Genomic DNA, 17,274 nt, shown 5'->3' on the forward strand with positions numbered 1-17,274 from the left:
TTGGCGTGCTCCACGTCGCGGCTCAGGTCGTTGACGTCCTGCGTTTGTTTGTCCTGATCGCGGATGATGATGGTGCCGTCGCTTACCGCCGCTGGTCTGACAGAATTTCATTTCAGCAGATCATGCATCTACCTGCTTACTGCTCAGATAGTTATTCTCGACAACCGCAAGAAGGTGGCCCTGTGGCTGAAGGATTTTCCGGGCCCGCTGAACGATATCGGCGATGCGCCGGTGTTCAAGCGCCGTGACGGATGGTGCTGGTAACGGCTGATAAAAGGATCCCGGCTCGGTAGTCGGGATTATTTCAAGTCCATAGCTCTCCACCATCAGGTGTTAGCCAAACGACCCCAACAGGTGCCTTAACTAAAAACCACATTCCATATTCATCTAAATCATCATCTTCATATGGGTAAGCAGGCCAGGCCTCTTCCAACATTTTTATTTGTTGCTCAACAGGAGCAGTCAAAAACACGCCATTCGTAGCTAGTTTAATTTTTTTATTATTCAATAAGTTACCTAAAACAACAAAAAATATTTTTTTCCTGAAAGAGTAGTTATCAGGCAACTCAGAACATTCAACACTGATATGTTGCCATATAGCCCCCAAAGACAATCCATAAGAACTTTCGGCAACAGATTTATATATCTCATTGATATTTTTAATCATTTAAATTTAATCTCCACCCTTCTTCCACCATTTATAGATGGAGTCATTAAATCTATGGTCCATTTAGCACCAGTTTGTTGTGCTGACGTTGAAAAGTCTCTCAATGTCAAAGTGCTACCAGCAGAAGGTCCTTCTGTGACTTTTAACGAATATACCGTACCTTTACCAGGAACCACCTTAGCTGATTGCATATTCTCTGACCTCGAAAGTTGCTTAAAGTAAGTCATAACATCAGCGTCAGTAGCTCCTTTAAATACAGGAGCACCTAAACTTAACGGTGGAGCTGCAACCATTGTTTTCCCATTAATATTTAACTGGAAGTCCTTCGGATGTACTGCCGGATTATTAAACTGAGTGGCAAGGCCATCAAATTTTTTTTCACTGCTTGCTGCTGTAATATCGCCCCAGATGGTTTTCCACTTAAATCAGAACTATTTTTCGCATTTTGCCCGATTCTTTCTAATGCTTCTTTTTCAGCTGATAATTTTCCAGCATTCATAGCTGTCGACTCAGCCTTACCCGCAACCTTAGCTGCAAACTTCTCCGTCAGTACCACTCCGCCCTTGGCCAGCCCAGCACCACCGGCAGCCAAAGATGCAATATCAGTCAGTAGTTTACCACCCTCGCCCCCTGCATTGAATGAGCCGCTGGCTCCCGCCTTTTGATACTCAGTAGTCAGCTTATCTATTCTGTCGATATAAGATTGTTTTACTGCGCCGCTAACATTACTTAATACACCATCACCGTCGAATAAGGCAGAGATTGAGTTCCATGTGTCCACTGGGCTTAAGCCCATTTTCACAATGCCTTCTACCGTTTCGTACAGTGAAGCAGGCACGCCCGCGACAATTCCCGCAGCAAAGCTGCCATCCTGGCCCGCATCTATTGCAGTCCATTTCGCCTGAGTACCCGCTTCGCATACCGCGAAAGGGTTTCAGGCTTAAAAATACTAACCCCGGCTAAAGCCGGGGGAATTAGATCAACTTATACTTTGCATTTGTTTATAAAAAAACTCGCCAAAATCATTTGCTAATGGCTTAAATGCGAGCTGATGATCATTCACTCCAGGAGACCATAGCTTAACAGGAGCTTCTGAGCCTGATTGAGCACAATCCAAGACCACATAATCCCCATCTCCCGTAGCACTGACAATTATATAATTATCTGGTAAATTAGAGTTATTTCGTTCTTGGATCGTTATCCAAACAGCATCAGGAACACTTGAGTTAAAAAAATCAGATTTAATTAGCCCATAAAACTCTTGACCCGCGATATCCCCACATCCTAAATTCTCTAAAAAGAATCGATATGTTATAGGAAAGCTTAAGCCAAGTACCTTCTCAGCAGATTTAATGAGCGCATCATCTTTAGGCCCATCAAAGTCTGCCTCGTCAATCTTACCATTAATAATATCAATGGCATTTTTCATATCGTTCAAGCTCATATCATCTACCTTTTAAAAGCCTGAGCACGTTCTTTCCAGTAATTAGAACGCCATTTGTCAAACTCAGTCCGATTAATGCCAGAAGGAATACTGTTATCATTGATATGGATAACCCCATGATTCTCTTTATGGAAAGCTTGAGTTACCTCCGCTATAGGGCCATCTTGACGTTGCAACATATGATGTAAATTCACAGAGTTTCCATTTGCATCAAGTGGTGCCAACCCTTTTTCCATCCTTTGAATATTGCTTCGCCCCCTGGCATCTACAGCATTAGGATCAAACAAATCATTCCGCTGATAGACCTTGTTACCATTAAATTGTATTGGTTCAGCAGACCAATACTTCCTTTCTTGGCCGAAGTACTTGGCGCTGCTTACTTCATCACTGGCCTTATTGAGTAACTTCGATGCGTCAGCAACATCACCTTTTGCCAGCGCTTTCTCTGCCGCCTTGATGAACTTACCGGCACCATCGCCCAGTACAGGAACCAACCCTACTGTCGCGGCCAGGTAATCCAGTGCGCTCTGCGCTTCCGCAAAGCTCTTGATATCCCCCACCACAGGTACAAAGTCTATACCAAAACCGGCGGCGCCTTTCAGCATTTCATCTCTGTTAGCGTGCAACTTGGCCGAACAAGCATCTGGACTCAACCCAGCACAGGTTTTCTGCTGGTAGGCCTCTACTGCCGCTTTAAGCTCATCCTGTGCTCTTTGGTATTTTTCTTCCTGCGTTATTCCAGAGAATTTATTCTCTACGATATCGCTAATCGCATTGTTCTCCACCACCGTCTTACCGGTCTGCGCACCCGCGATTGCATCAGCACTGCTATCACCAATCAAGCCACCAGCCAGGCCCGCTGCCAATGTCGCCAATGCCGAAACCGTCTGCTTCTCTGTTTCATTCAGTTCACTTACCGGCTTGCCGTAGGAATCGCTCGCTATCATGCCGATAAGTTCCCCCGTCGCAGCGCCACCCGCGCCAACCAAGGCATTGTTGCCCTGCGCTGCTGCCAACGCACCATTAACCGCTGCGTGCGCCAGGACTCGTGCTGCCGGATCTTCGATACTGTCGGCTATGACTTTAGTAATATAAGGTGCGGCACCATTAGCCAGTGCGCCCGTCAAATCACCACCAGACAATCCTTGAACGGCTGCCGTGGCCGCCTGCATCGCACGTTGAACCTTACCGCCCGTACCATAGCCCGACTCGCTGAACGCCTGGTTATACGCCGTCTGGTAAATCTGTTCGTTGATATCCTTATCGGTGATGACCTTGCCAGGTTTCTCTTTCGCCAGCTTATCCGCTGCTGCCTGGCGATCGGCATCGGTAACGTTATTCATTTTCTCGTTGGCGGCTTTGGTTGCGGCGATCGCCCCCTCGGTCCGCGCTATGTCCATCGCCTGATTGCCGATCTCGCCGATCAGCTGCGCCTGCTGTAGCCGTTTTTGCTCTTTCTCTTTGTCGAAGATCGGGCTTAACGTCTGGTTGGCGTGCTCCACGTCGCGGCTCAGGTCGTTGACGTCCTGCGTTTGTTTGTCCTGATCGCGGATGATGATGGTGCCGTCGCTTACCGCAGCAAAGGTGGTTGAGCTGTCGTGTCCGCTGTTGTTGGCGCCCACCAGCAGGCCGTTGGCCATGTTGCCGGCGAACTGGCTGCCAATGCTGCCGCCGGAGCTGATGCCTACGCTCTGGTGCTCCACGTCGAAATCGGCCTGATTGTGAATGTCCTTAAAGCCCAGCGTGCCGGTATCGAGCGTGTTTTTGTCGGCGGTGGCGGTGCTGCCGATCACCGCGCCGTTAAGCTGGGTATGTTCGCCCACCGTCAGGTCAAAGCCGCCCTTGCCGGCGAAAATGCCCGTCTGCTCCTGCACGCTGTCGTAATTGCTGTGCATCTTGTCTTTGCTCAGGCTGATGCTGCCCGAACCGGTCATCGAACCGAAGGTGAAGCTGCCGCCAGCGCTGGCATTCTGCTGTTTGGAATCGTAACGATCGCTGTCCTGCTGGCTTTCCAGCAGCAGATTGCGGCCAACGTCGGCCTTGACCGATTCGCCGGTGACCTGTGCGCCGATCAGGTTGGTATCGCGCCCGCTGGTAATGTTGACCTGATTACCGGCGTTAACCGTGGTTTCGGTGTGGCTGGTGCCGTTGCCCTTCTCGTTACCCTTGCCCTTGTTGACGCTGGCGGAAACGCTCAGCCCAATACCGCCGGAGCCAACACCGATACCCACGCCCAGCGTGCCGCCCTGGCTCTCGTTTTTACCGTCCAGATACTGGGTGTTTTTGGCGGAAAGCAGGTTCACGTCACGGTTGGCGTTCAGGGTGACGTCCTTGCCCGCCTGCAACTGGCTGCCCTGCACCAGGATGTCGCCGTCCTGGCCCTTCACGCCGTTGCCGCTGGCGGTAATGCTCAGGTTATTGCCCGCCGTCAGGCTGCTGCCCTGCGCGGTGCTCTGCCCGCTGTTTTGAGTAGAGGTGGAAGACTGGGTACCGTAGGAAATGCTGATCCCCACCATGTTGTTATTGGCCGGATCGGCGCCCTGCGCCTGCGCCAAACGCGCCGCCTGCACCGCCTGTACGCCGCTCAGCGCCGCCTTGGTACCCTGCAATGCCGCCAGGCGACTGTCGTCGGTGGATTTCGCCTGCTGCGAGGTTTCTACCGCAGTGTTCAGCGCACTGCCGACCGTGCCGGACAGTGCCAGTGTCAGACCGGATTTCTTCTGTTCAACCTTGTGAGTCTGGCTGTTCTGATCCTGCGCCTGCGTCACCGACACATTCTTGCCGCTCAGCGCCATGTCCTTGCCGGCCACCAGTTCGGACCCGGTCACCGCCAGGTTATTACCGGCCCCCAGAGTGACGTTGCCGTTTACGCTGCCGACGGTGCTGCCCTGATTGGTCAGCCCCTGCGCGGTATCCGTGGTTTTCAGGCTTTCGGTGCCGTAGCTGATGCCGATACCCCCGCTGCTCATCAGGCCGGATTTTTTCTCCTGCTTGAGGTGCAGTTCGCTGTTGCTTTCGGTCGCGCCGGTGATGCTAAGATCGTTCCCTGCCAGCAGTTTCACGTCCTGAGTCCCGGCCACGCTGCTGCCCTGAACGCGTAAATCATTGCCCGCCAATACATTAATACTGTCGCCGCTCAGGGTAGTGCCCTGTACGGTCTGGCGATCCAGAGTGTCGCGGGTGGTGGTCGTGGTTTTCGACATCAGGCCGTTACCGCCGGTCACCTTGTGTCGCTCGTCCAGATCGAGAGTGTTCTCGCCGCTGAGAATATTGATGTCATGGCCGGCATTGAGGTTCAGCGCATCGCCGGCCGAAACCGTTGCCGCATGGGCAGTAATATCGTTCCCGGCATTGAGGGTCACGGCCCCTTTGCCCACCACTTCGCTGCCGACCTGCTGGCTGTTGCCCTGTTTCAGGCTGTTGTCGCCATTCCAGATCAGGTTGTCGCGGCTGGCCGTGGTCACCGTATTCAGGGTGAGATCGCGCCCGGCACTCAGCAGGGTTTGGCCATTCTCACCGCTGTTAACCACCTGCGCCGCATCCAACTTGATGTCGCGACCGGCCTGCAGCATCAGCTTGCCGTCGGCTCCCTGCACGTACATGCCTGCCACGCTGTCGATGTTGGTGCGTTCGAAGCTGTTGGCACCGTTAACGCTCTGCACCGTACGGGTAGTGCTGATGGCGTTGATATCACGCCCGGCGCTGGCCAGCAGCGAGTTGTTGCCCTGGATCCCCCCGCCGATATTGTTAATGTCGGTACGGGCAGTCAGGCCAACGTCGGCCCCCTGAATCTGGCCCGCCACGTTGGTGATGTTGGCGGCGCTCAGTTTCACCACTTCACGCCCGGCGATATGGCCGCTGTTGAACAGGCCTTCGCCCAGATTGAGATTGACGTTACGCCCGGCAATCAGCGCACCGGAGCCATCCAGATCGCCCGGTTGCACGCGGGCATACACTTGCGGTACCAGGACGTTTTGCTGGCTGCCGTCCGGCAAGGTGACTTTGGCGTTCACCAGCCAAACGATATCTTGGGTCAACAACCCCATCTGCTCAGCCGTCAGCGCCACGCCCACCTTCAGGTTATATTGCTGGCTGAAGGCCAGCCCCTGATCCATCAGCGCCTTAAACTGCTCTTCGTCGTTGTTGAAACCGTCCAGATAGCGCTGGCCGGTCAGGTTGATCACCTGTTCGCGGATCAGCCGCTGCTCGTAGTAACCGTCACCCAGGCGCTTCAACACGTTATCCGGATTATTGGTCACTTTACCCATCATGTAATCCGAGCCCAACCAGGCTTTCTGGTTGGTGAAGCGCGGATCGGTCTCCACCAGATACTGGCCGCCCGGCGCCGGATTGGTCTTGAACAGGCTGTTGTCCGGCAAACGGGTGTCTGGCCCGACAATGCGCACCACGCTGTCCGCCGCGTCGCCCTGCTGGTTATTGACCTTGTTGGCGACTTCGAACTGCTGGCCCGGCTGCAACGCTACGGCCTGGATCACCGGCAGAGCGCCGCTGCCAATGGTCTGCAAGCCGGCGGAAATATCACTGCCGCTGACCACAGCATTGACCCCACCGGCAGCGCCGATAGTGGCATTGGTGCCCTGCTGCGTCAGTGGGGCAATGGCGATTGGGTTACCTGCCACCTGTCCGTGGTCAATCAGCTGGCTCGGCTTCAGCGAAATGGTCTGAATGGTGGTCGGTGGCGTATAGGCCGTGGCATTGTGCCCCTGCTTATCTTTGCCCTTCTTCTTGATGCGGTAGTAACTGGTCACTTCGCCGACGTCGGTGGTCAGGCGCTGGCCCGGCACCGCCACGTTATCCACGCTGCCGGCATTAATCGCCAGCGTGCCGCCCGCGATCACCTGGCTCTTGTCGTTCAGCAGATGCCCGGCGTTGATCGCCATATCGCCACCCGCGATGATTTTGGCCGGATCGCTTTCCTTGACCTGGGTTTCCTGCACCGTGCGGTTGTAGTCGTATTGCGTAAATCTGTCGTTGTTATGCCCAGTTTTCCCTGGGGTATTCAGGTTCAACAGCGAGTCTGATGAATTGCGGTCAACGAAAACGCCCGGTTCTCCGGCCATCCAGCGTACCGGGTCGCCCGATTGCTGATACTCGGTAATTTTTCCGTTGGAAACGGTGACCAGTTCGGTAGTAAAGCGGTCGTTGACGTTGTTGATCTGTCCGGCCGAAATAGCCATGTTGCCCGCAGATTCAAGGGTCGAACTGTGATTATTGAGGGTGCCGGCCTGGCCAGTGGCCAGGTGGTTGGCGTCAAGCTGGCCGCCAATCGCCATGTCCCCGCCGCTGTAGATCAACCCATGATCGTAGTTATTCAGCGTTTGGGTGCCGATATCCACCCGTTCGCGCCCGGCCAGCGTGGCAGCGGTGCCGTTTTCCGCCAGGTTGTTAAAGGTGACGGTTTGCACGCCAATAGCATCGCCATAAATACGGCCGGTGCCAATGTTGGTCAGCGTATTGGCCTGGATCAACGTATGTTTGCCGTCAATCAGACCATAGTTGTTCAAGGTACCGTTGACCGTCAGCCAGTCCTGCCCGGCGTTTATCTCGCCGCTGGCGGCATTGAACAGATTATTGGCGCGCAGATCGAGCTTGGCACCCGCCAGCAGTTTGCCGCTGTTGGTCACATCGCCCGGCGTGGTGAAATTGAAATTGCCGTTGGCAATCATCTCACCGCTGTTATTGATGCCCTGTGCGCTGACCAGGTTCATATCGCCCAGCGACAGCAATTGCCCGTCGCCGCCGACCGCTGCTGCGTTGATGTCCAGCAGCTTGCCCGCTTTAACGATACCGCCGGTGTTCAGCAGGTTAAGCGCCGCGCCCTGCAACCGCAGGTTTTCGCTGGCGGCCAGTTGGCCAGCGCTGTTATCCAACTGACCGCCGTTGGTGATAGTCAGCTGTTGGTTAGCCAGAATGCTGCCGCCCCGGTTGCTCAACGAGCCGGTGTTCAACGCCACGGCTTGGCCTTCCAGCCCTTTATTTTCCGCCTTGGTGTCGTCGTTGATGAACTGCAGGGCATTGAGCGTCACGGTGGCGCCGCTGCGGATCAGCCCCAGGGCGTTGTCGATAACCCCCTGCGCGCTGTCCAGCAACAGGTTGCCGACCGCCTGAATTTGTCCATTGCGGTTATCCAGACCGGCGCTGGCGAGTTGAACCGCCTGTTCGCCAACAATCCGCCCGCCGTTACTGTTGTCCAATTTCAGCGCCGCCAGGGCAAAGTCACCTTTGGCCCCCAGCGTTCCGCCCTGATTATTGACGTCGCCACTGCTGAGCTGCAGTTTACCCAGGCTGTGCAGGGTACCGTTCTGGTTATCCAGCAGCTGGCCGTGGGTATCGACATGCATATCCGCGCCCGACTGCACCAATCCACCCTGGTTATTCAGGCCACCTGCGCCGGTGGTATTCAACACCAATGCCTGCTGTGCCACCAGTTTGCCGCCACCGTTCAGCAGCGCTTCGGCATCGAGCTGCAAGCCCTTGCCGGCAATCACCACGCCCTGGCCGTTATCGAACACGCCGGTAGTGAGGTTCATCGCACCCTGGCTGGTGATGCCGCCCTTGTCGCCGCTGTTGGCGTTGGTCAGCCGCTCAACGGTCAGATCTAACCCCTCACCACTCTGGATCAGGCCACCGTCGTTGTTATTGAGGCTATTGCCGTGCAGCTCCAGCGCCGTCTGTGCCGCCAACTGGCCGCCCTGATTCTCCAGCAGGCCGAAGTTAATCTTCGCTGCATCGGCGCTGACCAGCGTGCCCTGATTGTTCACCAAATGGGCGCTGTCCAGCTGCAGTTTTTTGCCTGCGCCAATCACCCCAAGATTGCTGTTATCCAGCAATTCTTTGGCATCCAGCGTCATATCCTGACCGGACTTGATCGCCCCACCCTGGTTATTGATCACCCTGGCGGTGGCCGACAGCTGCTTCTCTGAAGCCAGCGTGCCGCGGCGATTATCCAGTTGCTCGCCATACAGCTGCAGGTCACCCGAACTGGCGATAAAACCGGCCTGGTTATCCACGGCACCGCTGGCGATCGTCAGTTTGCCCAGGCTGCTGATACCGCCATTCTTGCCGCTATCACGATTGCTCAACGCCTGACCGTGGGTATCGATGCGCGCATCGCCGCCCGCCTGCAACAGTCCACCGTCGTTGGTCAGTGCCATGCTGTCGATATTCAGCTTCTGCTTGCCGACCAGAGTGCCCTGGCTGTTATCAAGCTGGGCGGTGAACAGATCGGTCGTCCCGGCGCCCACCAGCATGCCCTGGCTGTTGTCCAGCGCGCCGCTGTGGATCGTCAACGTCCCCTGGCTGAGGATGCCGCCAGTTTCACCGCTCAGGCGGTTGCTCAACGCCGCGCCCTGGGTGTCGATATTCATATTGCCGGCGGATTGCAGCAGGCCACCGTCATTGTTCAACACACCGCTGCTCAGGCCCAGATCTCCGCTGGCGGCGATAACGCCCTGTTGGTTGTTCAGTGCCCCTTTGCCCAGCGCCAGCGAAAGCGCGCCGCCCACGACCTGCCCGGCCTGATTCTCCAGCCCGGCACCGGTCAGTTGCAGAGCCTGGTTGGCCTCAATACGGCCGCCGCGGTTATCCAGCGCCTGTCGCGCCGTGACCTCAGCATTGCCCGTCGCGGCGGAAACCAACCCCTTGCGGTTATCCAGCTTGTCCGCCCGCAGCTGAGTATGGCCGCTGGCCGCCAGTTGTCCCTGTCGGTTATCGATAGCGCCGCTGACCTGTGCCTTCAGGCTGCCGTCCTGCGCAGCAATCACTTTGCCGCTTTGGTTGTTCAACCGCGCGGCGTTAAGCGCGACGTTGCCGTTTGCCGCCAGTTGGCCGCCCTGGTTATCAATCCCCTCGCGGGTAGTGAGGCGCATCTCACCCTTGCCGCTCTGCACCAGTTGGCCGCTGCGGTTAGACAGGCTACCGGCATCCAACGCGATCTGCTTTGCCGAAGTGGTGCCGCCGTCCAATACGTAGTCGCCGCCCTGCATGCTGAGCTGGCCGTTGGACAGCAGCTTGCCACCATCGCCCTGCAAGCGACCGGTATTCACCGCCAGCGCACCTTTACCGGCATGGACGATTTGCCCGCCCTGGTTGTCGATCAGACCCGCTTCCAACGTCAAGTCATTGCCGTTGCTGGCAATACGGCCACCGGCATTATCCAGTTTGCCCTGTGGGTTCAACCGGAGGTTGTCTTCGCCAAGCTGGGTGATCTCCCCCTTGCGGTTGGATAAGTCATGTGCGTTAAGCGCCAGTTTATTCGCCGCCAGCTTGCCACCGTCATTATTGAACCGCTTGCCGCTGCTGGCGGTGAGCTGTTGCGCGGCTTCAACCTGCGCATTGGCCGTGGACAAATCGCCGGCCCCGGCTTCCAATGTGACCTGAGTAGCCGCGGTACGGCTGCCGCTGATGTCCACGCCCTGCCCATTGGCACGCAGGTTGCCTGCCGCCAGATTTTGGCCCTGCGCAGTCAGTTTGCCGCTGGTGGTTAGCGCCAGCTCGCCGCTGCCGCCAAGCCGACCATCCTGTTGCACACCGGCCGCCAGCGTACTGCCTTTGCCGCTGTTCAGGCTGGCTGCCTGGATACGCACATTATTGCGGGCCGCAATAGAACCGCTGTTTTGTACCTCACCGTCGCTGCTGACATCGGCATGGCCCGCCGCGAACAGCGAACCGCTGTTGCTGACGCCGCCCTTCGAGGCCAGTTGCGTATCAGCGCCGCTGCTGATTTTGCCGCTGTTTTCAATACGGCCATCGGCAGTGACTATCACGCTGCCGGCCTGCGCACCGATGTTACCGGCGTTACGTACCCCAACGCCGGTTTCGGTACCGATCATGCGGATCTTACCGGCGTACATACCGCCCAGCTTAGCCACATCCACCGCAAGTTGTGGACGGGTGGCCGGCTCGTCGCTTTGTTTGTCGATCTGTTGATGCGCAGCATCCACCTTGTTGCGACCGGTGGTGACTTTGAGATCGTTCGCCCACAGTCCGGCATTAATCTTCGTCGAACGTGCAATGATTTCGGTGTAATCCTGGCGCGAACTGTCCATACCGGCGCCTTCAACCACCACTTCACCGCGTTCGACGTTAAAGCCGGTCAGGTTACCGTTGTTCATCTGCGCCTGCCCGGTGGTCAGGGTGGCGCGGTTGGCGTTGATAAAACCGCAACCGTTACAGGTAATGCCTGACGGGTTGGCGATCACCACCTGAGCACGCTGCCCGGCAACCTCGATATAACCGTTCAAACGGCTGGGATCGCGGGAGTTGACCTCGTTGAGGATCACCTTGGCTTCGCCTTTCGCTAGCCACGGGTTACCGTCGACCCAGCCGCCCTGCTGGGTTTGAGTCATTTTGTGGGAGTTGTTGAGGATCGCACCCTGTTTGTCGACATCAAACTGGCTGTAGGTATTGCGAGAAACCCCACCGGCGCTTGGCGTCTGGATATTGACCTGTGGCGTACCGTTAGCGCTGTTGACGATGGTCGGCTGCTGGCCGCCCGGCGCATTGCCGTCAGCAATAATCGCCGCCTGCACCGGTTGGATAGCCCCCAGCGCCATCAGCAGGCTAAAGCTGACGGCGTTCATCTTGCCTGTGCACTGGCTCAGGGTATGCCCCAAACCAGACGAACGGGCTGACCCGGCACGGCCGGAGCGGGCGATATCCGCCACCACCATCAGCATGCCACGCGCTTTGTTGAAAACGATACGATACAGGTTCTTGTTCATGGCAATGTCCTTATTGGATTTCTGACGGCTCGACGGCTAACGGGTGGCTCGCCCACCATTGCTGCGCCTGTTGATGGCTAACCTGCGCGCCTTTAAAGTTCACCACGCGCTTTCCGCGCTGCTCTCCGCGGTGATACAGCGCCCGCATGCACAGGTGCGGGAAGATTTCCCGAGCGATCAGATTGCGCATTTCTCGCGTGTGCCCAAAGGGCGCTATCCAGTCGCAGAACCACAGACGATCGCCACTGTTCCAGTCACTTTCCAGCATATTCACCGCAGGTTGCGTCAAATACCGCGCCTCGGCCTCTTGATTCATCCAGGCCCAACTGAGGAAAAACACCGGCTGATTCTGGTGCGACGCCAGCACATATTGCTGTCGCTTGATGATCGGCAGCAGCAGGGTCGGCAGGGTGTGCAACGGGGCGTCGCGGTGCATCGGTGAATGCATCCACAGCCATACCGCCGCACCAAAGGCTTCCGCCTCACTGTCTTCACCGCCGAGGATCAACGGCGCCCTGATATCGTATTCGCCTATGCGCATGGTCGTGCCCTCAGTAGTTCCAGCTCAGGTTAAAGCCCAGGGTGACCGGGCTGGTGCTGAACCCCTCGGGTTTGGAGAACGGCACGCCGGCGAACAGATCGTAACCGACCTTGAAGGCGTAGCCGCGCAGCCCCACCACGCCACCGGCCAGGTGCTGCCCAGCCAGATAGTCGGAACCGTAACCGCCCACTTCGCCGTAGTCGACGCCGAGGTACAACTCTTGCCCCTGCAACGGTGTGCGCCAGGCCAGATCGTTACGGACGAACCAGCCATGATTGGCGTTCAGGGTGCGTTCGCCATCAAAGCCGCGCACCGTCCAACGGTTGCCGATAGCGAACTGATCCTGCGGCGTCAGCGGCGTATCGCTGATCTGACGCTGGTATTGCACGTTGTAGCGGAAATTCTGGCTGAACAGACTGAATGGCACGTCGAGCTGGGCGTTAAGCTGCACAATTTTGCTGAGCGCCGTGGCCTCGCCAAAGGTCTCTTCCGGCGCAGGCAATGCGCCGAACCAACGGGTACCGCGCTGATAGCTGACACCCGCGTCCAGCGTAGCTTGTTGAATGTAGTGGCGGTGCTGCAGCCCCAGGCGCCAGCCCGAGGTGCGTCGGCGCTGCACTTCCACTTCGGTATCGTTGATGTAGTTACTGGACTCGCGCGCCAGCACGTCATACGTCAGCGTAGTTTTCTGGCTGCCGTTGCGGTGCAGCACCCGGCTGAGTTGGAAATCCAGATTCTTGCTTTTGCCGCTGTAGCGGTAATCCTGATTCTGACCGGCAATGGTCTGGTGGTAGTCATAGCTGTTGGCGGTAACCCCGGCCATCCAGTAACCGAACGGGACCGAATAGTGCCCGGTGATGTTCTTCGATCCCTTGCCGCCCTGGTTTTGCAGATCGGTAGAGCCGGAGATATAGAACAGATCGCTGAGCGAAAACGGGTTATCCAGCGACAGCGTTAAACCGCCCTGATAACGCCCGGTACTTTTGGTGCCGGAATCATCCAGCGAGGCGCCAATACGCCACATGCGTTCCTGCTTCCAGCTCAGGGCAATGTCACTTTCGCCGGGCTGTTCGCCGGGGATGATTTCCATATTGGCCTGCACCGTCGGCAGGCGCTGCAGGTTCTCCAGCCCCTGTTCGATATCGCGCAGGTCCAGCAGGTTGCCCGCATGGGCCGGGAAGCTACTGTAAGGCTGAATGTAATGGCCGCTGTCAGGCGTCAGTTTCACCTGCCGCACGTAGCCCGGCACCACCACCAGCCGCAGCTTGCCGCTTTTCAGATCCTGCGTCGGCGCCAGCACGCGCGTAGTGATGTAGCCGTGATCCACCAGCCGGTTTTGCAGGGTACTCATCAACAGGTTAATGCCCTGCCCGCCCAGGCAGCGCCCCTGCGCCTGATTAGCGATGCGCTGTAACGGCAGCCAATGCGGGAGTTTGTCCTGGCCGCTCAATTCGACCTGATCGATTGGGAAGCAGGGTTTTTCCTGCGGGAAAGCAATGCGTCCAAAACTGGATGAAGGTGGCGACAAGCGCACATCCGGCGTCGGAGGGGTCAGCTGTTGCTCCAGCGCCTTTTGCCGCTGCTGCTGTATGATCAGCTGTTCGCTGTTTGATGTTGCCGCCAGCAACGGTTGGCTGAATATAAATAGCGGCAAGACAACGGAGCCAAATGGAATACAGCCCTTGCGCACAGCAAGGCCGAGCGAAGAGTAAGCGGAGTGGCGCATTACTTTTTCCCTGTCGAAAGACAAATAAAAGATAAGAATTGTAAATAAACGCAAACATTATGCGCACGAATAGCTCACGATCAACTTAATTTTGCTCGGCAATGGGCGCTGGGTAACAAAATGCTTAATAAGAAGGATCTGCAAGGCTAATGCCAGCGCTGTTAAGCCAAGTCAAAAATAACAACTAACAAATTGTTTTTAATCACTATATTTATATCTCCATTTTAATCGACATTCATATTCATGAATAATTGCATCTAAACAATGCAATTATTCATCACCGAGTCATTAACGCTAAACAGGTTACAACCTTTAAGAAATTTCCTATTTCAAATACGATTAACCACTTTATTAGTTCCCACCAGAAATCAAATTCGCGATTAATTGCCATGCTGTTTTTTAATTATATTTGTCAATGCGTTACTTATTCACAATCGATATAACTTATTCCGCCATCAAGTCATAGCCACCTCGCAGTCTGCTGCCTTTCGCCTGGTGCGACAGATTCTTTCGTTGCAATGCTAAACCGGTTCTTCTATTTTAGCTCGCCATCTGACACGGGTGAAAACAGAGGTTGAACATGGTTAATCGCGTATGGGTTCTGGGTGATGCAGTCGTCGACCTGGTGCCTGAAAACTCAAACAGTTACCTTAAGTGTCCCGGTGGTGCGCCTGCCAATGTGGCGGTTGGCATTGCCCGCCTGGGCGGCGACAGCGCCTTTATCGGCCGGGTTGGCCAAGACAGTTTCGGCACCTTCTTGCAACAGGTACTGAGCGAAGAACAGGTGGATATTGGCCATATGTTCCAGGACCCCGATCACCACACCTCCACCGTGGTGGTGGACCTTGATTTGTCGGGCGAGCGCTCCTTCACTTTCATGGTCAATCCCAGTGCCGACCTGTTCCTGCAGCCTGAAGATCTGCCTGAATTCAACGCCGATGAATGGCTGCACGTCTGCTCTATTGCCTTGTCGCAGGAGCCCAGCCGCAGCACCACGTTTGCCGCCATGGAGAACATCAAGGCGGCCGGCGGCTGGGTCAGCTTTGACCCGAACATTCGTGAAGAGGTCTGGCGTCAACCGGATGCGCTGCGCACCTGTTTGCAAAAGGCCCTGCTGCTGGCAGACGTGGTGAAAATCTCGCTGGAAGAGCTGAGTTTTATCAGCAATATCGGTGAGTTGGAGAGTGCCATTGACTGGATGATGCAACGCTACCCGCTGCGTTTATTGCTGGTGACGCTGGGCGGCAACGGCGTATGCGTACACGACGGCAAGCAGATCCGGCATTTCCGTGCCCCCACAATCACCCCTGTCGATACTACCGGTGCAGGCGACGCTTTTGTTGCCGGCCTGCTGGCGGCGCTGGCGCAGATCGGCGCTTTGCCGCAGGAGGAACAATGGCCGGCGGTGATCGCTCAGGCTCAGGCCTGCGGCGCATTGGCGACTACCGCCAAAGGTGCGATGACCGCGCTGCCGCATGCCGACGAGCTCCGGGCCTTCCTTCGCCGCTGAGCCGCCCACAGTAAAACTGGCCCCGACAAGACCCGAGATTAAGCAAACAATATCGGGGCCACATTCGCCCTTGCCAGTTCAGGCACAATTTGCGGAGTCGATCACAATAGCTGAATCGGGTTAGCAAACTTGATTGCCAGCCGCACAGCAACTCACTATCTTTCATCCTGAAAAACCGGTTTATCAATTTAGCAAAAAATAATAACAACCTTCCCGGATGATAGAAAATCATGAAAAAACTTAGCTATCTGGCCATCACTACAGGGCTTCTCATCTCTACCTCTGCCGCAGCGGCAGGCGCCAACGACAGCATCGAAGCGCGTCTCAATGCGTTGGAACAGCGGTTGCAGCAGGCCGAACAACGGGCGAGCCAGGCAGAAACGCGCGCCACGGCGGCGGAGCGCAAGGCTCAGCAGTTGGAGCAGCGTACCGCCAACACCGAGCGGCAAACCGTACAAGTGGCGCAGCGTACCGCGACGCTGGAAACCCACGCCGCACCGGCCACCAACCTGAAGCTCACCGGCTTAACCGATCTTAAGCTGTACGGCGACGTCGAATTCAACCTTGACGGCGCCAGCCGCAGCGGCCAGCTGACGTCGCTGAAAGGCAGCGACAACAAGGACTGGAAGCCCGGTAACAAAGAAAAGTGGGATATCAACGGTCGCATACTGGTCGGCGTGGACGGTTATCGCCGCAACCCGGATGGCAACTTTTCTGGTTTCAGTGTGCAACCGCTGGCAGACATGACCGGCAAAATGAACCTCGACGATGCCGCCTTCTTCTTCGGTAACGAAAAGAACTGGCAAACCAAGATTGGTCGCTTTGAAGCCTATGACATGTTCCCGCTCAATCAGGACACTTTCATCCAGTATTCCGGCAATACCGCCAACGATTTGTATGCTGATGGCTTCGGTTATATCTACATGATGAAAGAAGGCCGCGGTCGTAGCAGCAGCGGCGGTAACCTGATGCTGAGCAAGTACGCCGGCGACTTCTACTTCGAGCTGAATACGCTGGTCGAAGACGGTACTTCGCTGTTCCAGGACGACGCCTATCACGGCAACAGCCTGGATAACAAAAAGAATGTCGCCTACCTGCGGCCGGTGATCGCCTGGAAAAAAGATCGGCTCAGCGCGGCGGTGGCGATGGAAAGCAACGTGGTCAACAACGCCTATGGCTACCATGACAGTCAGGGACAATTCGTCGACCAATCCAAGCGCAACGGCTATGGCATGACCCTCAGTTGGAACAACACTGCCACTCATCCGGACAACGGCGTGGTCGCCAACCTGAGCACTGCCTATCTTGACGCCTCCGGCGAGCAGGACTTTACCGCCGGGGTCAACGTGCTGTGGCGCCGCTTTGAAGTGGGTTATATCTATGCTCACAACAACATCAAAGAGTTTAACACTGCCGGAATGACGGCCGATATCAGCAACCCGCTCAGCGAACCGGGCAAGTATGACATCCACACAATCCATACTTCGTATCAGATACCTAACATCATGAATATGAAGAATTTCAATTTGTATCTCGGCGCCTACGTTTCGATGCTGGAGGCCAATGCCGAGAACAAGATAGCCAACGCCAATAACGATCAGCGCTATGGCGTACGTGCCAGATTCAAGTACTTCTTCTGACGC

General features: G+C 56.1%; 10 protein-coding genes and 1 pseudogene. 3 read left to right on the forward strand and 8 right to left on the reverse strand.

Annotation, left to right across the window (positions count from 1 at the left end):
• Nucleotides 1–107 (reverse strand): annotated as a pseudogene (locus NR114_RS24280) (hemagglutinin); the annotation flags it as partial.
• On the opposite strand from NR114_RS24280, the gene NR114_RS11850 reads away from it, so the two are divergent.
• Nucleotides 64–264: a hypothetical protein gene (locus NR114_RS11850; RefSeq protein WP_020828631.1), complete on the forward strand. Its 201-nt coding sequence runs from the start codon at nucleotides 64–66 to the stop codon at nucleotides 262–264. The pseudogene NR114_RS24280 and the gene NR114_RS11850 overlap by 44 nt on opposite strands.
• 40 nt (nucleotides 265–304) lie before the next feature.
• Here NR114_RS11850 and NR114_RS11855 read toward each other — a convergent pair whose 3' ends face one another.
• From NR114_RS11855 to NR114_RS11885, 7 genes are all read right to left on the reverse strand, one after another.
• Nucleotides 305–667 carry a DUF596 domain-containing protein gene (locus tag NR114_RS11855; protein ID WP_128865731.1) on the reverse strand — a complete coding sequence of 121 codons (363 nt, stop codon included), beginning with the start codon at nucleotides 665–667 and terminating at the stop codon, nucleotides 305–307.
• Nucleotides 664–960: a hypothetical protein gene (locus tag NR114_RS11860; protein WP_128865732.1), complete on the reverse strand. Its 297-nt coding sequence runs from the start codon at nucleotides 958–960 to the stop codon at nucleotides 664–666. The genes NR114_RS11855 and NR114_RS11860 overlap by 4 nt, the downstream gene beginning before the upstream one ends.
• A gap of 17 nt (nucleotides 961–977) precedes the next feature.
• Nucleotides 978–1,505 (reverse strand): hypothetical protein, encoded by a 528-nt coding sequence (locus NR114_RS11865; protein WP_125470335.1) that lies wholly within the window; start codon nucleotides 1,503–1,505, stop codon nucleotides 978–980.
• 141 nt (nucleotides 1,506–1,646) lie between these two features.
• Complete coding sequence (locus tag NR114_RS11870) at nucleotides 1,647–2,111, reverse strand: SMI1/KNR4 family protein (RefSeq protein ID WP_020828634.1); 465 nt, start codon at nucleotides 2,109–2,111, stop codon at nucleotides 1,647–1,649.
• 5 nt (nucleotides 2,112–2,116) lie between these two features.
• Nucleotides 2,117–11,854, reverse strand: a complete 9,738-nt coding sequence (locus NR114_RS11875; protein WP_256824835.1) for a hemagglutinin repeat-containing protein — start codon at nucleotides 11,852–11,854, stop codon at nucleotides 2,117–2,119.
• Nucleotides 11,855–11,864: 10 nt separating this feature from the next.
• On the reverse strand, nucleotides 11,865–12,395 hold the full coding sequence (locus NR114_RS11880; RefSeq protein ID WP_020828639.1) for a toxin-activating lysine-acyltransferase: 531 nt from the start codon (nucleotides 12,393–12,395) through the stop codon (nucleotides 11,865–11,867).
• A 10-nt stretch (nucleotides 12,396–12,405) separates the two neighbouring features.
• Nucleotides 12,406–14,121: a ShlB/FhaC/HecB family hemolysin secretion/activation protein gene (locus NR114_RS11885; protein WP_116691736.1), complete on the reverse strand. Its 1,716-nt coding sequence runs from the start codon at nucleotides 14,119–14,121 to the stop codon at nucleotides 12,406–12,408.
• A 580-nt stretch (nucleotides 14,122–14,701) separates the two neighbouring features.
• Here NR114_RS11885 and NR114_RS11890 point away from each other — a divergent pair.
• Nucleotides 14,702–15,631 carry an aminoimidazole riboside kinase gene (locus tag NR114_RS11890; RefSeq protein WP_048759785.1) on the forward strand — a complete coding sequence of 310 codons (930 nt, stop codon included), beginning with the start codon at nucleotides 14,702–14,704 and terminating at the stop codon, nucleotides 15,629–15,631.
• Between the two features lie 230 nt (nucleotides 15,632–15,861).
• A complete protein-coding gene (locus tag NR114_RS11895) occupies nucleotides 15,862–17,271 on the forward strand; it encodes a carbohydrate porin (RefSeq protein WP_129941666.1) in 1,410 nt (469 codons plus the stop codon).
• Nucleotides 17,272–17,274 lie beyond the last annotated feature (3 nt).

It is taken from the genome of Serratia sp. Ser99 (assembly GCF_024519545.1).
Taxonomy (GTDB): Bacteria; Pseudomonadota; Gammaproteobacteria; order Enterobacterales; family Enterobacteriaceae; genus Serratia; species Serratia liquefaciens.

Coding starts and splice junctions, on each gene's coding strand:
- NR114_RS11860 (WP_128865732.1), bottom strand. CDS start 960: ATGGTTGCAGCTCCACCGTTAAGTTTAGGTGCTCCTGTATTTAAAGGA.
- NR114_RS11880 (WP_020828639.1), bottom strand. CDS start 12,395: ATGCGCATAGGCGAATACGATATCAGGGCGCCGTTGATCCTCGGCGGT.
- NR114_RS11875 (WP_256824835.1), bottom strand. CDS start 11,854: ATGAACAAGAACCTGTATCGTATCGTTTTCAACAAAGCGCGTGGCATG.
- NR114_RS11870 (WP_020828634.1), bottom strand. CDS start 2,111: ATGAGCTTGAACGATATGAAAAATGCCATTGATATTATTAATGGTAAG.
- NR114_RS11850 (WP_020828631.1), top strand. CDS start 64: ATGATGATGGTGCCGTCGCTTACCGCCGCTGGTCTGACAGAATTTCAT.
- NR114_RS11885 (WP_116691736.1), bottom strand. CDS start 14,121: ATGCGCCACTCCGCTTACTCTTCGCTCGGCCTTGCTGTGCGCAAGGGC.
- NR114_RS11890 (WP_048759785.1), top strand. CDS start 14,702: ATGGTTAATCGCGTATGGGTTCTGGGTGATGCAGTCGTCGACCTGGTG.
- NR114_RS11895 (WP_129941666.1), top strand. CDS start 15,862: ATGAAAAAACTTAGCTATCTGGCCATCACTACAGGGCTTCTCATCTCT.
- NR114_RS11855 (WP_128865731.1), bottom strand. CDS start 667: ATGATTAAAAATATCAATGAGATATATAAATCTGTTGCCGAAAGTTCT.